General features: G+C 61.8%; 18 protein-coding genes. 8 read left to right on the plus strand and 10 right to left on the minus strand.

All coding sequences use genetic code 11. The annotated features are described in order from the left end of the window. The first annotated feature begins 150 nt into the window (after positions 1-150). The 7 genes from mdcA to FBZ97_RS18560 are packed head-to-tail and all read left to right on the plus strand — an operon-like array spanning position 151 to position 6,140. Positions 151-1,800 carry a malonate decarboxylase subunit alpha gene (gene mdcA / locus FBZ97_RS18530; protein WP_113353360.1) on the plus strand — a complete coding sequence of 550 codons (1,650 nt, stop codon included), beginning with the start codon at positions 151-153 and terminating at the stop codon, positions 1,798-1,800. 9 nt (positions 1,801-1,809) lie between these two features. Then, a complete protein-coding gene (gene mdcC / locus FBZ97_RS18535; RefSeq protein WP_113353361.1) occupies positions 1,810-2,121 on the plus strand; it encodes a malonate decarboxylase acyl carrier protein in 312 nt (103 codons plus the stop codon). Continuing rightward, positions 2,118-3,029 (plus strand): biotin-independent malonate decarboxylase subunit beta, encoded by a 912-nt coding sequence (locus FBZ97_RS18540; RefSeq protein WP_145321303.1) that lies wholly within the window; start codon positions 2,118-2,120, stop codon positions 3,027-3,029. The genes mdcC and FBZ97_RS18540 overlap by 4 nt, the downstream gene beginning before the upstream one ends. Then, positions 3,016-3,738, plus strand: a complete 723-nt coding sequence (locus FBZ97_RS18545; protein ID WP_145321301.1) for a biotin-independent malonate decarboxylase subunit gamma — start codon at positions 3,016-3,018, stop codon at positions 3,736-3,738. The genes FBZ97_RS18540 and FBZ97_RS18545 overlap by 14 nt, the downstream gene beginning before the upstream one ends. Continuing rightward, the gene (gene mdcG / locus FBZ97_RS18550) at positions 3,731-4,372 is read left to right on the plus strand and encodes a malonate decarboxylase holo-[acyl-carrier-protein] synthase (RefSeq protein WP_145321299.1); all 642 of its coding nucleotides are present in this window, start codon (positions 3,731-3,733) and stop codon (positions 4,370-4,372) included. Before FBZ97_RS18545 ends, mdcG begins: the two co-directional genes overlap by 8 nt. Further along, positions 4,369-5,223: a triphosphoribosyl-dephospho-CoA synthase MdcB gene (gene mdcB, locus FBZ97_RS18555; protein ID WP_145321297.1), complete on the plus strand. Its 855-nt coding sequence runs from the start codon at positions 4,369-4,371 to the stop codon at positions 5,221-5,223. The genes mdcG and mdcB overlap by 4 nt, the downstream gene beginning before the upstream one ends. Beyond that, on the plus strand, positions 5,220-6,140 hold the full coding sequence (locus FBZ97_RS18560) for an acyltransferase domain-containing protein (RefSeq protein WP_145321295.1): 921 nt from the start codon (positions 5,220-5,222) through the stop codon (positions 6,138-6,140). The genes mdcB and FBZ97_RS18560 overlap by 4 nt, the downstream gene beginning before the upstream one ends. Positions 6,141-6,238: 98 nt before the next feature. Here FBZ97_RS18560 and ugpC read toward each other — a convergent pair whose 3' ends face one another. From ugpC to FBZ97_RS18605, 9 genes are all read right to left on the minus strand, one after another. Beyond that, complete coding sequence (gene ugpC / locus FBZ97_RS18565; RefSeq protein WP_113420705.1) at positions 6,239-7,303, minus strand: sn-glycerol-3-phosphate ABC transporter ATP-binding protein UgpC; 1,065 nt, start codon at positions 7,301-7,303, stop codon at positions 6,239-6,241. 81 nt (positions 7,304-7,384) lie between these two features. After that, positions 7,385-8,683: a D-tagatose-bisphosphate aldolase, class II, non-catalytic subunit gene (locus FBZ97_RS18570; RefSeq protein ID WP_145321293.1), complete on the minus strand. Its 1,299-nt coding sequence runs from the start codon at positions 8,681-8,683 to the stop codon at positions 7,385-7,387. Next, positions 8,680-9,633, minus strand: coding sequence for an SIS domain-containing protein (locus FBZ97_RS18575; protein ID WP_145321291.1), 954 nt, complete (start codon positions 9,631-9,633; stop codon positions 8,680-8,682). Before FBZ97_RS18575 ends, FBZ97_RS18570 begins: the two co-directional genes overlap by 4 nt. 12 nt (positions 9,634-9,645) lie before the next feature. Then, positions 9,646-10,503, minus strand: a complete 858-nt coding sequence (locus FBZ97_RS18580) for a carbohydrate ABC transporter permease (RefSeq protein WP_095438757.1) — start codon at positions 10,501-10,503, stop codon at positions 9,646-9,648. Further along, complete coding sequence (locus tag FBZ97_RS18585) at positions 10,503-11,420, minus strand: sugar ABC transporter permease (RefSeq protein ID WP_145321289.1); 918 nt, start codon at positions 11,418-11,420, stop codon at positions 10,503-10,505. The genes FBZ97_RS18580 and FBZ97_RS18585 overlap by 1 nt, the downstream gene beginning before the upstream one ends. Continuing rightward, positions 11,417-12,673 carry a sugar ABC transporter substrate-binding protein gene (locus FBZ97_RS18590; protein ID WP_145321287.1) on the minus strand — a complete coding sequence of 419 codons (1,257 nt, stop codon included), beginning with the start codon at positions 12,671-12,673 and terminating at the stop codon, positions 11,417-11,419. The genes FBZ97_RS18585 and FBZ97_RS18590 overlap by 4 nt, the downstream gene beginning before the upstream one ends. Then, the gene (locus tag FBZ97_RS18595) at positions 12,666-13,664 is read right to left on the minus strand and encodes a BadF/BadG/BcrA/BcrD ATPase family protein (RefSeq protein WP_145321284.1); all 999 of its coding nucleotides are present in this window, start codon (positions 13,662-13,664) and stop codon (positions 12,666-12,668) included. Before FBZ97_RS18595 ends, FBZ97_RS18590 begins: the two co-directional genes overlap by 8 nt. After that, positions 13,661-14,455, minus strand: coding sequence for a DeoR/GlpR family DNA-binding transcription regulator (locus FBZ97_RS18600; RefSeq protein WP_113331763.1), 795 nt, complete (start codon positions 14,453-14,455; stop codon positions 13,661-13,663). Before FBZ97_RS18600 ends, FBZ97_RS18595 begins: the two co-directional genes overlap by 4 nt. 188 nt (positions 14,456-14,643) lie before the next feature. Continuing rightward, on the minus strand, positions 14,644-15,960 hold the full coding sequence (locus tag FBZ97_RS18605) for an alpha-glucosidase/alpha-galactosidase (protein ID WP_113353375.1): 1,317 nt from the start codon (positions 15,958-15,960) through the stop codon (positions 14,644-14,646). A 110-nt stretch (positions 15,961-16,070) separates the two neighbouring features. Here FBZ97_RS18605 and FBZ97_RS18610 point away from each other — a divergent pair, with 110 nt between their 5' ends. Beyond that, positions 16,071-16,973, plus strand: a complete 903-nt coding sequence (locus FBZ97_RS18610) for a helix-turn-helix domain-containing protein (protein ID WP_113353376.1) — start codon at positions 16,071-16,073, stop codon at positions 16,971-16,973. Here the strand turns inward: FBZ97_RS18610 and FBZ97_RS18615 are convergent. Next, positions 16,962-18,038, minus strand: coding sequence for a LacI family DNA-binding transcriptional regulator (locus tag FBZ97_RS18615; RefSeq protein WP_113353377.1), 1,077 nt, complete (start codon positions 18,036-18,038; stop codon positions 16,962-16,964). The genes FBZ97_RS18610 and FBZ97_RS18615 overlap by 12 nt on opposite strands. Position 18,039 lies beyond the last annotated feature (1 nt).

Raw genomic sequence — 18,039 nt, forward strand, 5'->3', positions numbered from 1 at the left:
CGATAGAAATACGAGTTCACCATTTTTCCTCCTCCTATGCATACGGATAGACCGCACGACGATTTTAAAATACACTTTGTTGCAGTTTTCGCAATTGTGTGTACATTATATTTCCGGAAACACGCTCTTGCGCATACATAGGGCTATCAAATGCTTGATTGGAATACGAAAGGTCGCGACAGGCTGGCGCGTCTCGAGGCCGGCCAGCGTTTCTCTGCCGGCAAGCTCGTCGACCCGCAGCAGCTCGTCGCTTTCCTGGAAGCGATCCTGAAGCCTGGAGATCGCGTCTGCCTCGAAGGTGACAACCAGAAGCAGGCGGACCTTTTGGCCAAGGCGCTGTCCAAGGTCGATGTCGCCAAGATACACGACCTGCATATGGTACAGTCGGGTGTGGTCCTGCCGGAGCATCTCGACATTTTCGAAAGCGGCATCGCCCGAAGGCTCGATTTTTCCTATTCCGGCCCGCAGTCAGCTCGTATTGCGCGCATGATGTTCGGCGGCCAGATCGAACTGGGTGCGGTCCATACCTATCTGGAACTCTTCGCCCGCTATTTTATTGATCTGACGCCAAAGGTGGCGCTCATCGCCGCGGTCAGCGCGGACAGAGAGGGAAATCTCTATACCGGGCCGAATACGGAAGACACGCCAACGGTCGTGGAGGCGACGAGCTTCGGCAAGGGGCTGGTCGTCGCGCAGGTGGGCGAGATCGTCGACCGCGTGCCGCGCGTCGACATTCCCGCCGACCAGGTTCATTTCGTCGTGGATGCCAAGCGACCCTTCTATGTGGAGCCGCTGTTCACCCGCGATCCGGCGGCGATTACCGAAACGCAAATCCTGACCGCCATGCTGGCGATCAAGGGGCTCTATATGCCCTATGGCGTGCGCCGCCTGAACCATGGCATCGGCTTCAATACGGCGGCCATCGAGCTGCTGCTGCCGACTTACGGTGAGCGGCTGGGATTGAAGGGCAAGGTCTGCACGCATTGGGCACTGAACCCTCATCCCACCTTGATCCCCGCCATCGAAGCCGGATGGGTGGAGCAGATCCATTCCTTCGGCTCCGAAGTGGGTATGGAAGACTATATGCGGGCTCGCCCCGACATTTTTTTCACCGGGCCTGACGGCTCGCTACGTTCCAACCGCGCCTTCTGCCAGACCGCCGGACTCTATGCCTGCGACATGTTCATCGGCTCGACCTTGCAGATCGACCTTGCCGGCAACAGTTCGACCGTGACCGGCAGCAGGGTCGCCGGTTTCGGCGGCGCCCCCAATATGGGATCGGACGCACGAGGTCGGCGCCATCCGAGCGAAGCCTGGCTGCGTGCCGGCCGGGAAGCCGATCCCTCCGCTGCCACCCCTGCCCTGCGCCGGGGGCGCAAGCTGGTCGTTCAGATCGGCGAAACCTTCGGCGATGGCATGGTGCCGATGTTCGTCGAGCGTCTGGCCGCCCTGGATCTGGCCGACAAGCTACAGCTCGATCTGGCTCCCGTGATGGTTTACGGTGACGACGTGACCCATATCGTGACCGAAGAGGGGATCGCCAATCTGCTGTTGTGTCGCGACAGGGACGAGCGGGAACAGGCGGTCCGCGGCGTGGCCGGTTACACCGAAGTCGGTCGCGCCCGAGACCGCAAGATGGTGGAGCACCTGCGTCAGCGCAAAGTCATCCAGCGTCCCGAAGACCTTGGAATTGATCCCCTGGATGCCGATCGCAGTCTGCTGGCCGCGCATTCCATCAAGGATCTGATGCTCGCCTCTGGCGGCCTCTACAGGCCGCCTTCCCGGTTCCGCAATTGGTAGGCCATCCCTATGGAAAATCTGCTTTACGAATTGAAATCGACGCAGACTGGCGGGACCCGCGCCCTCGCCCTGGTGGGCGTCGTCGCGTCGGGCAACCTCGAAGTATTGCTTGAACGGCGAGAGGCGCCGGACCTTTGCGTCATCGAGATCGCGACGCCGGCCCATGGTTTCGCCGAGCTGTGGGCAGCGGTTACCGAAGATTTCGCGGCACGCTCCGCCGCCGGCGGCCTGCGCATCACGATCAATGACGGCGGCGCCCGGCCGGATATGGTGGCGCTGCGCCTCGCCCAGGGTGTGCGGCTGATGGAGAAGCCAGAATGACCGATCCTCGCACGCCGCGCCGAAGCTGGTATGAAGACTCCGCCCGTGGCCGGCTGCTGCATCTGCTCGATGCCGGCAGCTTCACCGAATTCCTAGGCCCGGAACGGCGGGAGACGAGCCCTCACCTCTCACTCTTCGATTTGCCCCGGCAGTTCGACGATGGCATCATCGTCGGAGCCGGCCGCATCGACGGTCGCCCGGTACTAGTAGCCGCCCAGGAAGGGCGCTTCATGGGCGGTGCCATTGGCGAGGTGCACGGCGCCAAGCTGACTGGCCTGCTGCATGCCTCGGCTAAGATGCGGCGGGATATCGTCATTCTCTTCGACACGGGCGGCGTGCGCCTCCAAGAAGCCAATGCCGGTGAATTGGCAATCTCCGAGATCATGCGCGCCGTGCTGGAGGCGCGATCCGAGGGCGCGCGCGTCATCGGTCTTCTTGGCGGCCGGGCGGGCTGCTATGGCGGCGGCAGCCTGATCGCCGGCTGCTGCTCGGCGCTCATCATCTCCGAGCAGGGTCGCCTATCCGTGTCCGGGCCGGAGGTCATCGAGACGAACAGGGGCGTGGAAGAATTCGACTCGCGGGATCGGGCGCTCGTCTGGCGAACCATGGGCGGCAAGCATCGCTACCTGATCGGCGGAGCCGATATCTTCGTCGAGGACGATATCGCCGCCTTCCGCGCCGGTGCGATTGCCGCGCTGCAACGGCCGGCCACTTTAGACCCGACGGTACTGCAAGCGGAACAGACGCGGCTCGAACATCGATTGCGCCAATTCGGCGATGCCCATGATGCTACCGAGATATGGGCGCGGCTGCAGATCGAGGACTCCGGGCAAATACCGGAGCGGGACATCGGGACTTTCCTCACCACGGCCAATATCCATCGGGAGAGCGCCGATGCAGCTCGCTGACATCCTGTCCTCACTCTTTCCCGCCGGCCACGAGATAACCCTGGCGGATGGGCTTGTTACCGGCTGGGGGCGGTTGGACCGACAAAACCGGATCGACCTGATCGGCATTGCCGACAAGACCTATCCGGGCGTCGATGAAGCGATAGCGCTGGCCGGGCGTATCCTGTCAGTCGCCCGGCGGCCGGACAGTTCACCCCTGTTATTCCTGGTCGACTCCGGCAGTCAACGCATGAGCCGGCGTGACGAACTGCTGGGTCTCAGCGAGGCGCTGGCGCATTTGGCAAAGGCGCTGTGGCAAGCTGAGCATGCGGGACACCGTACGGTCGGCCTTCTCTATGGCGGCAGTGCTGCCGGCGCCTTCATTGCCACCGCGCTGGCTTGCGGATCGCTGGCAGCCCTGCCCACCGCCTGGCCCGAAGTCATGGACCTGCCATCCATGGCCCGGGTAACCAAGCTGCCGCTTGCCACGCTGAAAGAAAAGGCGGCGACAACGCCCGTCTTCGCGCCCGGCCTCGATAATCTTCTCGCAACCGGCGCCATAGCGGAAGTGTGGGATCCGGCGTCCTCCTTGAACGCCCAGCTCGCCGCGCTTCTCGCCAAGCCCATTTCGCGCGATCCGCGCGCGCAATGGGGCGCGGATCGCGGCGGTCGGCCGAAGGCCGCCATGATCGCGGCCGAAATAGAACGGCTGGCTTTGCTCCATGGTTGATGTCGCCGCCCTCCGCCGTCACGATCTTGTCTATGTGCGCTCCGAAGCATGGCTGGGCTTGCTGCAGGGCCGAGTCCAGGGCGAAATGGAGCCCGATCTGCTGGCATGGGCGGAATTGGGACGACCGGCAATCTTCCGTCGTCGGACCAGCGGCGACGCGACGGATATCATACCCTTGGGGCTGCCCCTTCCTCCAGGCATGGGGCGAAAACGGCTCGCTCTCGCATGCCCGCCAGCTGCCGTCATGCAGACGGCAGCTCCTCCTCTATTGAGGGATGCGCTACCCGCGGCGCCGGCGCAATGGTGTCAGGCCATTGGCGCGCTTCTGGAGGCAGCCCCCTCTTGTCGCTGTTTCGGAAGTCTGGCTTGGCAATACCTGACCGGCCTTTCCTATCTGGCCGATACTTCCGATCTCGATCTTCTGGTCGAGTGTCGCTCGGACGCAGATGCAAGGCGAGTGACGGCTTTACTGACCGATGTTGCCGAACACGCGCCCATGCGGATCGACGCGGAATTGATCACGCCCTACGGCACGGCCGTTCAGTGGCGGGAATGGCTGTCGGAAAACCCGGAACTCCTGGTTAAATCCCATACTGGATCGGCCCTTATTGCGCGGGAGGCGCTCTTCGCATGACGTTTCCATTGCTGACCGAACCATGTCCCGTCGCCGTCAAGCATCGCGATCCCGCGCTGATTGGACGGCATGCCGCCCAAGCGCTCGTCCTGGAGGTGGAAACCTGGCCCAAGCCCGGATTGGTCAGCCACATCGACAACGGCGCTCACGCCGACATGGACGCGGATCTTCTGCGCCTGAGCGCTCGGACGCTGGAGCCGTTCTTCGTCGCGCTTGCGGAGGCGGGCGCGATGAACGCCGGCATGGATCGCCTGCGGCAAATCGGCATTGAGGCGGAAAAGGCAATGAGGGATGCGACCGGCGGAGTAAACACCCATCGCGGCGCCATCTTCGGCCTTGGCCTTCTGGCGGCGGCGGCCGGCCTGGCGGCGAACCGCGCCTGGCAGGCGCCGCTCGGCACCCTTGTCGCACAGCGTTGGGGACGTGACATCCTTAACCATGCGCCGGAGCACGACACTCACGGCAGCGTGGTGGCGCGACGCTACCAGGTCGGCGGCGCGCGGGCCGAGGCTGCCGCCGGCATGCCATCCGTCTACGATGTCGCCCGCCCCGCGCTTGCCGAAGGGCGGCGCCTGGCCATGGGTAACGAGGAAGCCGCGAGGGTTCATGCCTGCATGGCCCTGATCGCGGTGGTCGACGACAGCAATCTGCTTTATCGTGCCGGCCCGGAAGGGTTGAATTTCGCGCGTGACAAGACCAGCGCCTTCCTGGCGGACGGCGGGGTCGGACGCGCGAGTTGGCGATGGGATGCCAAGGCCGTTCACGAGGCGTTCGTGGCGCGCAACCTCAGCCCGGGCGGTTGCGCCGATCTCCTTGCGATGGCATTGTTTACCGAGGTGTTGGAATCGTGACCCTCGCGCTGCTGTGTTCGGGCCAAGGCCACCAGAGCCGGGAAATGTTCCGGCTGCTGGCAGCGGAACCCGACGCGCAGCTCATCTTCGAGGCCGCGGCCGCGGTGCTTGGGGCGCATCCAACGGACTTCTGCCGGACCGCACCCGAAGCCGCGTTGCATGCGAACCGCGAAGGTCAGATCCTGTGCGTGATACGTGCGCTTGCGATTGCTCGCGTCCTTTTTCCGGCCGGAGCGCCAAGCGAAACAATGGTGGCTGGCTACAGCGTCGGTGAAATGGCGGCGTGGGGGGTGGCTGGGATCTGGTCACCCATGGACACTTTGAGGCTGGTCGATCAGCGGGCGCGGGAAATGGACGCCGCCGGCGGCCCAGATGACGGACTTGGCTATGTGCGTGGTTTGCCAATGGCGGCGGTGCGGGAGCTTGCCGATCGTTTCGGCTGCGCAATCGCCATCGTGAACCCCGATCTCCTGTTCATCCTCGGCGGCGCCAGACAATCGATCGATGCGCTATGCACCGCCGCGCTTGAAGAAGGCGCGGCACGCGCCGCGCCGATGCCAGTGCATGTCGCCTCCCATACACCGCGGCTCGCCGGTGCGGTGGCACCGTTTGATAAAGCCCTTGCCTCGGCAGCTGTCAACCGCCCGGCGCTGCGCCTCATGACCGCCACCAGTGCCACGATTGTCGTCGATCCGCAACGCGCCCGCGGAGGGCTTGCGCGGCAACTGGCCGAAAGGATCGATTGGGCAGGCGTGATCGAAGCCATGGCCGAACGTGGCGTGACGACGATCCTCGAACTGGGGCCGGGTCGAGCCCTGGCGGAGATGGCAGCTCTTGCGCTACCCGGGAAAAGAGTACGTGCGGTCGACGAGTTTCATAGCCTCATAGGGATCAAAGCCTGGCTGGCTGCCGACTGAAACCAAGGTCTTCCCGCTACCGACTTGTATTACCTGTCCTCGGATGCCGCGATGCAACCGATCTTCAGGCCGGTGGCGGCGAGCAATGGCGAATGAGCTTACTCCAGCCGCCGGCCGGTCGCCGCGTCGAAAAGATGCAGCCTTCCAAGATCAGGTATCAACGAAAGACGGCCGCCAGCCTGCGTGGCCACCCGCTCGCGCAGCGCTATGACGAGATCGTCGGACCCGATACGGCAAACAATCAGGGTCTCCGCTCCGGTCGGCTCCACCACCACGACTTCCGCATCGATGCCGCCCTCGCCCATGGCAATGTTTTCGGGCCGCATGCCGTAGACAACCTCCGCGCCACGCTTGACGTCGAGCCCTGCGGGCAATGGAAGGCGCGCTCCGCCATCGGCGAGGAATTCCAGCGGGCCAGCGCTGCTGATCTTGCCGCGAATGAGATTCATCCCCGGGGAGCCGATGAAGCCAGCAACGAACAGGTTGGCGGGTCGGTCGTACAGTTCCAGAGGCGAGCCGATCTGCTCGACATAGCCGTCGCGCATGACGACGATCCGGTCCGCCATCGTCATGGCTTCGATCTGGTCATGGGTGACGTAGATCGTGGTCGTGCGTAAACGTTGGTGTAGTTGCTTGATTTCCGAGCGCATCTGCACGCGCAGCTTGGCGTCCAGATTGGACAGCGGTTCGTCGAAGAGAAATACCTGTGGCTGACGCACGATCGCGCGGCCCATGGCAACGCGTTGGCGCTGACCGCCGGACAGATTGCGCGGATAGCGCTCGAGCAGGTTTTCCAAGCCGAGGATCTGCGCCGCATCGCGCACGCGCTGCCGGATCTCTTCCTTCGGCGCCTTGGCCAGCCGAAGCGAAAAGCCCATGTTCGCCGCGACGGTCATATGCGGATAAAGCGCGTAGGATTGGAACACCATGGCGATGTCGCGGCTCTTGGCTTCGACATCGTTGACCACCCGACCGCCGATCGCGACCTCACCGCCACTGATCTCCTCCAGTCCGGCGATCATGCGAAGAAGCGTCGATTTTCCGCAGCCCGAAGGGCCGACAAGAATGACGAATTCGCCATCCTCGATATCGATATCCACTCCATGCAGAACTTCGAAGTGACCGTAGCTCTTGCGGACACTCGTCACGCTGACCGATGCCATTATGATCTCCAGTTAGAAAAGCGTGTGTCTGATCGCCAACGCCTTTGCCGACCGCCATGGCCGGAAAGCGCGCTAGGGCGACTATGCGAGCGTGGCCGCGGAATAGGGTTCCAGGGCCGCATCGATAGCGGCGATGCAGAGATCGCGCGCCCGAGGCGGAACCCTCCTTGCGACCACTGCCGGATAGACCCGGCCGAGATACTGGCTGATGAGCGTTTCCGGAATATCGCCTTCGAAGCGCGCGAACAGGGTCTCGACTGCCGCGGCCGCCTTCTCGTTCGGCCAATAGTAGCGGATGCGATCGCTATAGCTGAAATGGCGCTGCAGGCGCTGTTCCTCGGTCGAGCCCCCATAATGGGAATTCCAATGACCTGGATTTTCGAGCATGAGGGCCTCCATTGTCGTATAGATCGCATCAGGCGGAGCCCTTCCGGCGAGAACCGATGCGATGGCATCGAGGCCATAGAGCGCCTCCCGCAAGGCAAAGGTCAGGCCCGGGCCGACCTTGAGGATCGCAAAACCGCCCTGCACGAGGGCGGCGAGCGCGTCCCGGGGCTGATAGTCCGTGGAATGCGCCTCAAAGAGCAAGCCGGGCATTTGGTCGAGAGCGCCAATCAAGCCATCCGCGCGATCGGGTCTGTAAAGGACGACATTGGCATTGCCGAACTCGACGCCGGGCTGGACGACGATGGCGATCACCCGCTCCAGGGCGCTTTCGACACCGGCTTTGGCGAAGGCGGCACGATGCACCGCCAGCGTGTTTATCGCCGCCTCTGCTCGCGTCACCTCAAGCTCGTCGAGGGCGTGGGTGGCGCCGCCCGGCGGCGGGACCTCGGTTCCGATAATATAGACCGGTGGTCGGAGGCCGGAGCGACGAGCGGCCTCTTCCGCCACGCGGGCGAGCCGCGCGGCACGCTCCGCCGTCAGTTCGTCGGCCAAGGCGACGGGCTCGCCCGCGCAGCCCATCGAGGTATCGAGATGGATCTTTTCGAAGCCCGCCTCGATATAGGTGGCAATCATCGCTTCGGCCTTCGCCATTGCTTCCTCCGCGGGAAGCTTCCTCCACGGGTTCGGCCCAAGATGGTCGCCGCCCAGGATGAGGCGATCGATGGGAAGGCCGACCGCGACGGCGATTTCCTCGACGAAACGGCGGAAATCGCGGGGTGTCATCCCGGTATAGCCGCCGTCCTGATTGACCTGATTGCAGGTCGCTTCGATCAGCGCGACCGCCCCTTCCGAAGCCGCACGCTTGAGCGCCGCCTCGATAACGAGCGGATGCGCGGAGCAAACGGAGGTGATGCCGTGCGGCAGTGTCTTGACGCGATCGCCGAGAAGCTTCTTCAGCGCGATGCCGCGATTGTGCTCGAAGGAGGCGTTCATCCGAGCATCACAACCTTGGTCAGATGACGGGGCGATACCGTATCGACACCCTTCGACTGTGCTGCCCTTTCTCCAAGGATCTGCAGAGCCGGCAGCACGTAGAGGCTCACGAGTGCCGGATCGCAATCGACAGTCAGTTCCAGATCGCCTGGACCGCCAAAGCCGATGACAGTCGCTCCCTTTTGCCGCAACTCCTCGATCAGCAGGGCTTCCGCGACCTTCTGATCGGCGCTGTAAAGCATGACAACAGCGGTATTTTCATCGACGAGGCTGATCGGACCATGGCGGTATTCGAGCGGATGGAAGCCCTGGGTGACGATCTGGCTCATTTCCATCAGCTTCAGCGCCCCCTCCAAGGCAATGCCGTAGAGCGATCCGCTGCCGAGGAAGACGAAATGCGAGCGACCTTTGATGATCTTCGGAAGAGCCGCGTCGAGCTGATCAGCCAGGCGGCGTGCCGATTGGGCGATCGATGGCGGGATCTCCATGCCGACCATCTGCATGCCCAGAAGCAGCATCAGGCTCGCCGAAACCGTCATGACGATGCCCTCATCGCCGTGGGTCGCCGCTTCGATCAGCCGGTCGCAGTTCTTGGCAAGCGAGCTTTCGGGCTCGACCGTTATGGCGGTGACGAAAACGCCGGCCTTGCGGCTTGCCTTGGCGGCGGCAACGGTTTCCGTCGTTTCGCCGCTGCGCGAAAGGGCCACCAGATGGGCCTTCCGCCAGCGTGGCCAGACGGCGGCTGGCCGGTTCAGCCATTCCGCACCCGGTACGGCAATCGCCGGATAGCCGGCAAGATTGGCGTGAGCCGCAAGCGATAAAGCAAGATTGTAGGATGTGCCGCAGCCCAGAAAAACCGTCAGTTCGGCATCATGCGGGGCGGAGACCGGTCCGATCGCCTTTTCCCAATAAGGGAATTGTTCGAAGATCACCTTTTCCGTCGTATTCATATCAGCTCCGATTTACTTGACCGATCCTGCCAGCAGACCGCTGACGAGGTATCGATTGAGAAAGATGACGACCAGGGCGGGAATGATGATGGCGATCGATCCGCTTGCCGTGATCAGCCCATAGTCGATGAAGTTCTTGGTGACGAATTCCGGGATCAGCACCGTCAGGGGCTTCGTCGCCTGCGGCGAGAAGATGAGCGGGACGAGATACTGCCCCCATGCGCCAAGAAAGGTTAGGATGGCCGCCGCCGTCAGGCCGGGACCGGCAAGCGGCAGGACGATGTTGAAGAAGATGTAGAGCCTGCCCGCGCCATCGAGCTGTGCCGCCTCCTCAAGCGCGATCGGCAATGCCTCGAAGACGCTGCGCAGCAACCACAGGGACAAAGGCAGATAGGCCGACACATAGATCAATGCCACGCCGACATAGGTGTCGACCAAATGAAGGCTGATCATGATCCGGTAAAGTGGGATCAGCACCGCGTAGCCGGGGATTGCCAGTGTCGCGACCACAGCTGCAAACAAAAAACCACGACCAGGAAACTGGATCCGCGTGAAGGCATAGGCGCCGAGGGCCGATATCGCCACGCAAAGAAGCGTCGCGGCCACCGAGGTGACGATGCTGTTGATCAGTGCCGCGCGAAACTGCGACCAGACCTGAACTCCGCCGATCCTGGCAATATCGATGCCGAAGAGGCGCGAGAAATGGTCCAGCGTGAAATGCTGCGGAAAGAAATGGATCGGTCTAGCCGAAAAGTCCTCGGTCGGAGTGATGGAGCTTGCAAGCGTCCAGTAGATCGGCCCGAGCGACCAGATCAGGAGAACCGCGACACCGGCCCAGATCAGCAAACGATAGGAAAGGCTCTGTTTCATCAATCAAACCTGGTGTTGCGATAGACCCGCAGGACATAGACGAGCGAAACCAGCAGCGAGACCAACGTGATCACGAGAGACAAGGCCATGCCGTAAGAGAAACGCAGGTTCTGGAAGGTCTCGAGATAGATCTGGACGAGAACCGGTCGCGTCTCGAGGCTGGAACCCGCCAAGACCCAGGCCTCATCGAAGAGGTTGAATGCATTGACGGTCGCGTTGGTCATGGCAACGGCAATGGCGCTGCGCACCAGCGGAAGCGTGACCAAGGCGAACATCTGCGTGCGCGTTGCACCATCGATGCGCGCGGCCTCATAGAGATGAGCGGGAATGCTCTGCATGGCGGCCAGCACGATGACGACGGTGAGGGGCATCATGCGCCAGACGTGAACCACCGTGACGGCGATGATGGCGCTGGTGCGATCGTTGAACCAGACGTGGTTTTCAAATGGCAACCCCACGGCCGATAGAATGCCATTCAGCAATCCCGCGCCGGGCTGATAGATCCAGAGCCAGATCACCGCGTTGACGACACCGGGCAACGCCCAGGGCAGGACGACAGCCGCGAGCAGCCATTGCCGTCCAACCTTGACCTGATTGATGAGAGCGGCAGCCAGCACGCCGAACACCGTTTCAGCGATGACCGCAAGCACGACATAGAGAAATGTGTTGATCCATGTCGTACCAAGCGCCGCGTCGGAGAACATGCGGGTGTAGTTCTCCAGCCCGACGAAAGGTGTTCCCGCCTGCATCGGATTGACCCTGTGCAGGCTGTCCCACACCGTTCTTCCGATCGGGTAGAAAACAAGGGCCGCCATCGTGATCAGGATCGGCGAGACAAGCAGGATACCCAGCATGGTGTCGGCCTTGACGCCGGCACCACGCCTGCTCCTGCCATCGGCAGAGACTGCGATTGTCATTGCGCCGATGCCTGCTTTGCCGCTTCGGCGATGTTCTGCATGGCCTGATCGACGGTGACCTGGCCCTTCGCCGCGCTATTGATGGCTGTATTTACCGCGCTGGAGAATTCCGGATACCAAGGAGGCGTACCCTGCGGGAACAGCGGCTCGACGGTCTTCGATTGCGCGACCAGCGTATCGCCACTCAGCAGCTGGCCGGCGGCGTTGAGCTCGGACAATGCCGAGGTGCGGGTCGGCAATGCGCCATTGGCCGCGTTCTTCTTCTGGAAGTCCTTGCTGGTGAACCATTTGACGAAGGCGATGGCGGCGTCCCTATTTTGTGAAACGCGGGGAATCGCGAGTGCTTCGGGAAGGCCGAAGCTGCGGGTCTCGCCGCTTGCCGTCGGCACCAGGATCGCCTCGATCTGACCGGCCACTTTCGACTGCTTGGGATCGTTCATCTGACCGATCCTGCCCGGCTCGCCCGAGATCATGATGCTCGTGACGCCCTGGGCAAACATGCTCTCATTGATCTGGCTGTCCTTGAGGCCGGTAGACGCCGGATCGACGAGCCCCTCCTTCAGCAGCATCAGCTCGAAAGCGAGTGCCTTGTAGCCGGCCGAATCCTTCGAGACAAAAAGCGGCTTGAAATCCTTGTCGAACAGTTCGCCGCCGAAGGCTTTCGTCAGCAGATACCAGCTGGTCGACGCGCCTTCGGTCGCCGAAAGCGGCAGGCCGATCGGATAGGTCGCGATCTTCTTTTCCTTGATCTGCTTGGCGGCGGCGACAAGCTCGTCGAGTGTCCTCGGCATTGTCGTGATGCCCGCGTCGGCGAAATGCTTCTTGTTGATCAGCATGACGCGGAAGTCGTTGGTATAGGGCACGCCGAGCAGATTGCCGTTGACCGTGAAGATCTTGGAGACACCGATATCCTTGACCGTATCGGCGTCGATCACGTCGTTGAGCGGCAGATACCAGTCCGCGGCGCTGAACTGGCCGGTCCATGACCAATCGAATTCCGTGACATCGGCCGGCGCTGTTCCCGCGATCAGTGAGGTGACGAGCTTGGGGCGGATATCGTCCCACGAGAGTGTCTGCATATTGACGTGAATGCCGGTCTCGGCTTCGAAGTCGCCGGGAATGTTCGGCGCCTGCGGCGAAGGCATCAGCACTGTGATCGATTGGCCTGCGAGCGGTTTCGCATCCTGAGCGAGAGCCGGTACGGCGGCAACGAGCGCCGCCAGAGCGAGGAATGGCAAAGTAAATTTACGCATGTTCCCTTCTTTCCTTGTTATTGAGGTCTGCTTCACCTGAATGCACCGCTGCGGTCTTTACCGTTGCGGCGATTTGCGTGATCCAGCCGTCATCCACCGGCCAGTCGAGGAGTCGGGCGGCCGCCAGGAGGGCGCCGCCGATGGGAGGAAGCTTCGGGCTCACGGCCGGGCGACCGATGCGCCGCTCGAGCGCGGCTAGCAGGGCGCGGCTTGCAAATGTTCCGCCGGCATGGGTCCAGTCTGCCGACGGATCGCAATGCGGCGCTATGGCGTCGACATGCTTTGCCAGTTCGGAGGCGGCCTGTTCGATCAGTCGTTTGGCTGCTGCGTCACCAGCGCGCGCAACGCGATCGACGAGAACTGAGAGGGCAGCGATCTCGGCGCGAGGGTTTTCGAGTTCGCTCACCCATCCTCCCAGCGCATTGACCGGGTCGATGCTGTCGAGGCTCAGGAATTCGAACATGGCCTTCGCCAGCGTGGTCGGACCTGCCCGCCCGTCGAGACTCTGACTGACGAGGCTGAGAGCTGCCCGCCCGATCCAATAGCTGCTGCCCTCGTCGCCGATGACATCGCCCCATCCGCCGACGCGCGCAGATGCGCCAGCACTGTTACGTGCCCAGGCCATGGAACCCGTTCCGGACAGGATCAGAATACCAGGCTTTCCGGCGAAGGCGCCGATATGAGCCGCGTCGACATCGTTGAGAATATGCCGCTTGGCCTTGGGGAAGCTGGTCTCGATCGCCTCGCGCTGCCGTTCCGACAGGTGGGCGACCTCACCATAGGCCGGCAGCGCGGCGGCGACGGCGGCCGGCTGCTCCCGCTCCAGGAAGGGGCGCAGGGCAAGATCCAGTTCGCGCCGCCAATTCGGATTGTCCATCGGATTGACGCCGCCGCTCCGCGTCATCTGGAGTACGTTGCCGGCTCTATCAGCGAGCGCGACCAGCACCTTGCTGCCGCCGCCATCGATGCCGAGGATCAGCTCGTCGCTCATTCCGGCGCTCCGAGGTCCGCGATTGTCATCTCGACGCCGAGGTTGACGAGTTCGCCGCGCCAATGGGCGGAAAGACCCGCATCGGTTATCACCTTGGCGGCACTCAGGGGAGCGACCTTATAGGTCGCCATCGTGCCGAATTTGGAGGAATCGGCGAGCACGAAACGGTGCGCCGAGCGGCTGAGCATGCATTTATTGAGGCTCGCTTCGGCGCTGTCGACACTATAGATCGCGCCATCCGGGCTGATGGCGCTCGCGCCGAGAAAGAGCTGATCGAACCAGATGCTCTCAAGCATCGCTTCGGCCTGCGGCCCGACGAGCGAAGCATTTTCGCTGCGAAGCTGGCCACCGAGCAAGACGACGTCCAGATTGGGAATATTAAGGAATTCCTGCGCCACCGTCAGGCCATTGGTGAAGATGCGAAGTGGGATCGGGTTGAGGCGGATAAGACGCGCGAGCTGCAAGACGGTGGTTCCGGCGTCGAGAAAGATCGCCGTGCGCGGGCTCAGCAAATCGTAGGCAGCTGTTGCAATTGCACGTTTGGCCGACAAATGCCGCTTGGCGCGCTCCTGAAAGGCAAGCTCCACCGAGGAGCCCTCGGCGATGCGAGCGCCGCCATGCACCCGGTCGATGGCGCCTTCCCGTTCGAGGACCTGCAGGTCCCTGCGCACCGTTGCCAGGGACGCGCCGATGGCGTCCGCGAGCGCCTGGATGGTCGAAAATCCGTTCGCATAGAGATGACTGCGAATAGCATCGAGACGATCGACTTTCACCCCACCGGCCTGGCTCAACGAAGGTTCCTCTTTCGCAATTGCTTCTATTTCGCTCAAACTTCCACCCAATAAGATCAATGTCAATCAGACTTTTGATCTTTTTTGATTTAATCCTGTGATCACCTCAGACCAAAAAATGCAAACGCGCGGCCTCCTCTATTGAGGAGACCGCGCTTGGGAATTACCTTCGCTGAAGACGTGATGGGCTAGTGGTAGGCGGGCAAAAGACTGCCGTGCTGCTCGATCATATCGTCGACAAGCGTCCATATTTGATCGGGTGACAGTTCCGCCGAGGTGTGCGGATCAAGTAGGGCCGCCTGATAGATGCGATCTCGCTTCTTCGTCACTGCCGCTTCGACCGTCAGCTCCTGCACGGAAACGCTTAAGCGCATGACGGCGGCGAGCTGCGAAGGTATCCGCCCGATGCGCATCGGCTGAATGCCGTTGTGATCGACATGGCATGGAACTTCGACAATACACTCGTCAGGCAGATTTTGGATCAGTCCATTGTTCGGGACATTTCCGTAGATCAGCGCGGGCTGCCCGGTGACTGCCGCATGAATGATGCCGGCCGCGTATTCGTTGCTCCGGCAGACATCGATCGGCTTGCCGCCTTCAAGGTCGCGACGCAACTCGTGCCAGTCGGCGATCTGGACCTCGCAACGGCGGATATATTCATCCAGGGGAATATTGAGCCGCTCTATCAGATCGCTACGGCCTTCCTTGATATACCAGGATGTATATTCCGAGAAATGCTCGCTCGATTCCGTGACGAAGTAGCCAAGTCTTTTTAGAACGTCGAAACGTACCCGATCGTCAGCTGGAATGCGTCCTTCTTCGGCGAGAGCGCGCAGACGCGGATAGAGGTCCTCGCGGCTGCCGTCGACGTGCAGCTTTTCATATTTGAGAAAGAAGGCGACATGGTTGATGCCGGCCGAGAGATAGTTGATATCGGCGACATTCTCGCCGAGGCAATCGGCAAGATGGGCGGCCGTGTGCTGCACGCTGTGGCAAAGCCCGACGGTGCGGATGTGGGGCGCGATCTCCTTGATCGCCCAGCAATTGATCGCCATCGGGTTGACGTACTGCATCAGCAGGGCGTCGGGGCACATGTCTTCCATGTCACGGCAGATTTCTTCGAGAACAGGAATGGTGCGAAGCCCGCGGAAAATACCACCGATCCCGAGCGTATCGGCTATGGTCTGCCGGAGACCATGCCGTTTCGGGATCTCGAAGTCAGTCACCGTGGCCGGCTTATAGCCGCCGACCTGCATCATCAGGATGACGAAATCCGAACCTTTCAGCGCTTGTCGGCGATCGAGCGACGCCTCGACGCGCACCTTGTCGAGATGAAGCGCCTCGCAGAGCCGGCGGGCAACGATTTCGGATGTTTTCAGGCGCTCCGGATCGATGTCGAAGAGGCTGATGACGTAATCGCCACCCGTCTGACTGGAAAGGACGTCGCCCAGAATATTCTGGGCAAAGACGGTGCTGCCGGCACCGATCAGGCAGATCTTTGGCATGAAGGGATCTCCGCTTGGAATAGCTTTGAGCCTCAATGCCTCTTTCAATTCGGAATTTCCTCCTGCTATCAATGAAATTATTCCCGGATTCGCGCCACCAGATAGGTCCCATGCCGAAACCCAGCCATTCCGTCGAGCGCGAAGCTCTCATCACATCCGCCGGCGGCTTTCTGATCGAGCGGCACATCGCCGATGCCATGAGCGCCGCGCATTGGCACGACCATGTCGAGCTGAACTTCCTCATGGAAGGGCAGATGACCTATATCTTCAATGGGAGGCAGGAGCAGGTCGAAGCGGGGCGACTGGTGCTGTTCTGGGCCGCCATTCCGCATAGGACGATTGCGGTCACCCCTGGTGCGCCACTCATCTGCATCTATCTTCCGCTCGTCGATTTCCTGAGTTTGCCGATCGAGCGTAGCGTGCGGCAGTCGATCATGCAGGGACGGTTTTCGGCCGACAGCCGCCCCTACCCCGCCGACGCGATGCTCCTGGCGCAATGGGTGGCCGATTGGGAGCATGGCGACATGGCTCGGCGTCGGCTGATCCTCGACGAGGTCAAGCTCAGAATACGGCGTTTCGTTCTCGATGCTCCCGACGACAACCATGACTACGCCCGACGGCGCTCGGTACCGGCCGTCAGCATCGCCGTGCAGCGCACCGAAACATTGACGGACCTTATTCATACCCGTTATTGCGAACCGGTAAGCCTGCCAATGCTGGCAGGGCTCGCCGGCATCCATCCCAGCACGGCCAACAAGCTATTCCGCAGCGTATTGGGCATCTCCGTCAACGAATATCTGACGCGCTATCGCCTGGCCCGGGCGATGCAGCAGCTTGCAGAAACCAACAGCCCGATCCTTCAGGTCGCCTATGACTGCGGCTTCGGGTCCAGCAGCCGGTTCTACGACATCTTCAAACGGCGGACCGGAACGACGCCGAGACTGTTCCGTTCGTCGCTTGGACGGGATGGAGGCACCGATGATAGCGATGCAATGCCGTTCCTAACCATTTGACGGCGCCGGACCAAAGCTCTCGCGCCGAATGAACTTGCTTTCGATGACATGACGCAGGGCCGTTGCCTTATCCGGCGCATCGATCCGCTCCATCAGCAAGCTCACGGCCATCTGGCCCATTTCCTCCACCGGCTGTTCGATGGTCGATAATGGCGGCAGCGAATATTCGCAGACCGGAGCGCCGTCGAAGGATACGATTGAAAGATCTGTCGGAATTTTCCAGCCCATGCGTTGAACGCAACTCATGAAGGAAATCGCCATGTCGTCGCTCGTGGCAATGACGGCCGTCGGCTTCAAGATGAGATCAGCAAATTCCGCCGCCGCGGCGACGCCGATCTGGAAACCATGCTGATAGTCGAGGCTGCCGCCGGACCTGACGATCGCGGTCTCCGGCAGACCCGCGGCGGCAAGCGCTTCAACGGCGCCCAGATAGCGTTCTCTGTCGTGATAATTGCCCTCCGGGCCGGCAAGATAAAGGAAACGCCGGTGGCCGAGAGCAAGCAATTCGGCCGTGGCCTCGCGAACGGCCTGCCGATCATTGGTCACGACGCTCGGCAGGGCCGCGTGGCTCATATCGAACAAAAGCGAGACGATCGGCAGGGCCGAATCCTTCAGTGACCGACCGCCATGGACCGGCAGATCCGAGGAGAGAATGATGGCGCCACGCACCGTGCCGCCGAAAGCCAGATCGAGGATATGGCGCTCGGAAGCCTCATCGCGATCAAGGTTGGCAATCATCAGGTGATAGCCGTTCTGGCCCAACGATCGGTTTATACCGTGCAGGACCAGGGGGATGACCTGCGAGACACCGTAATAAAGCGAGCCCGGCAGAATGATCATGACGACGTTGGACTTGCCGACACGAAGCCCCCTCGCCATGGCATTGGGCGTATAGCCGAGCTGCTTGGCGGCGGCATCGATCTTGGCGCGGGTCTTCTCGTTGACGCGACCGGGATTGGCAAGCGCCCGGCTCACCGTCGAGATCGCGACGCCTGCCAGCCGAGCGACGTCGGCCATCAAAGGGCCGGAATGCTCTTCTGCTGGCAGATCCTTGTTATTCTTCACT

The organism is Rhizobium sp. ERR 942, assembly GCF_007828395.1.
In the GTDB taxonomy this organism is placed as follows: Bacteria; Pseudomonadota; Alphaproteobacteria; order Rhizobiales; family Rhizobiaceae; genus Rhizobium; species Rhizobium dioscoreae.